Source organism: Paenibacillus sp. P4_E11 (assembly GCF_056401635.1).
The window spans coordinates 1-1837 of record NZ_JBFUIX010000401.1 but is presented as its reverse complement, the minus strand read 5'-3'; the positions used below and the strand labels follow the sequence as shown (position 1 = coordinate 1837).

The 1837-nt window shown below is 39.9% G+C and carries 1 protein-coding gene; it reads right to left on the bottom strand.

The annotated features are described in order from the left end of the window. Positions 1–356 precede the first annotated feature (356 nt). A complete protein-coding gene (locus AC1DWB_RS34475) occupies positions 357–1331 on the bottom strand; it encodes a serine hydrolase domain-containing protein (RefSeq protein ID WP_477545581.1) in 975 nt (324 codons plus the stop codon). Between the last annotated feature and the right edge of the window lie 506 nt (positions 1332–1837).

Genomic DNA, 1837 nt, shown 5'->3' with positions numbered 1-1837 from the left:
CTTCTTACTTCAGCAAATGTTTTATTTCACTTGAAAAAGTCTCGCCAAGGGAGTTCCGCAAAAAATTCCAAGCGCCGCGATAAGGCATTCGTTCGTGTGTAAAATTGAAACTCCCGTTTGGCTTACTCACCCTACATTAGTCAACTTATGATTTATATCATGAAGTGCGCTCTCTTCATCTTTGTTATTAGTGATCATCTTGAACAATTCTAGTGCTATACGCATTTCCGATGGGGTCAACACGGCCTCCCCTGAACGCCTCGATCCAGGTATCGTACGCCCGGAGTCCCCGAATCGTACTAGGAAGATGTTCCTCTCCCCCATGATAATGATCCGGAATCTTAGATTAAGGTTCGTCACGCTTTAAAAATAATCTTCGCTATATCGTGACCTAATTGATCTACGTTTGTAGTTGATAAGTTATTTAGAATGATAATAGTAACCCGTTCGTCAACATATCGAATGATCTTATTCTTAAACCCTACTATTCCACCACCATGATGAATTTGTCTCCTATTGTCATTAGTATGGATAAACCAGCCGTAACCATAGCCAAATTCGTTGGGGGTGAACATCTTTTCCAGGCTTTCTTGGTTCACTAAATTTTCCGTATACAACGCCTGATCCCATTTATACAAATCACCTGTTGTTGAATACAGATTCCCTCCACCTACTGGAAGTGTCATGTCCATATAGGCGGCATTAACGAACCATGACTCGAATTCATAGCCTTGTGCTCGATGTATAATGATTTCTTTGTGGTTGTCACAGCCCGTATTCATCATATTTAATGGGATGAAGATATGTTGGTTTAAAAAGTCTCCGTAAGATAACCCGGTGGATTGTTCGATTATGTAAGCTAATAAAATATATCCCGTATTCGTATAGCGGAACATAGTCCCAGGTTGGAACTCGAGTTCTAGGTTTAGGAACAAATAAATGGTTTTCTCAAGTGTGGTAGGCTGCTTCATAATCTCTATAAAGTTTGCAACTTGAGTAATATTGGGGATGCCCGATGTGTGAGTCAATAAATGATGAATCGTTATTTGATCCGAGTAACGGTATGACGGTATATACCTGGATAAGTTATCTTCTACTTGTAATATACCACGTTCATGAAGCATCATAATGGCCATGGCTGTAAACTGTTTCGTTATAGACCCGATTCTGAACTTGGTTTCGGGAATATGGTTTACCTGATGCTCACGGTTCGCAAATCCATATCCGCGATTAAGAATAATTCTATCCTCTACAGCCAGTAACACAGTACCACTAAATTCATCTTTTTTCTGCTTGGTGGTTAATAACTCTTCTACCTGAGACGCTGACATTTGCAAGAAATCATCCCCTTTCAATCAATAAGACTAGAATACAGGAAATTATTGTAAATTCAAGACTTATAGTTATATCCTACATGTGATATAATTAATTAAGAAGATCCATCTGGATCTTCCTTTTTTCTGCCTAAAGATTCCCCTTACCCTCCTTCTATCTATCTTTACCTGTGGAACAATCCTGCAATCCCCCTAGGGAATCCCTAACTAACTCCTGATTCCTTGCGGTGTAAGGTGACAGTCAGATTATCATTTATCACGACAAACAATCCCTTAATATGGTAATATAAGCAAGGAACTGGTTGGCGTTAATCCGCTAGAAACCTACCAAGTGAAGGTGTGAGACAGTGAGATGGACTATATTAGTTTATTTGCAATTACAGTCATAGGGTTCGCCATCTTGTATTTCGGTAGTGCTTGGTTGTGCATTTGGTTAATTAGAAGATCGACTGGCGAACAGATCGATCTGAGGACCGTGAAGCGATCCCAGATAAGGACCGAGA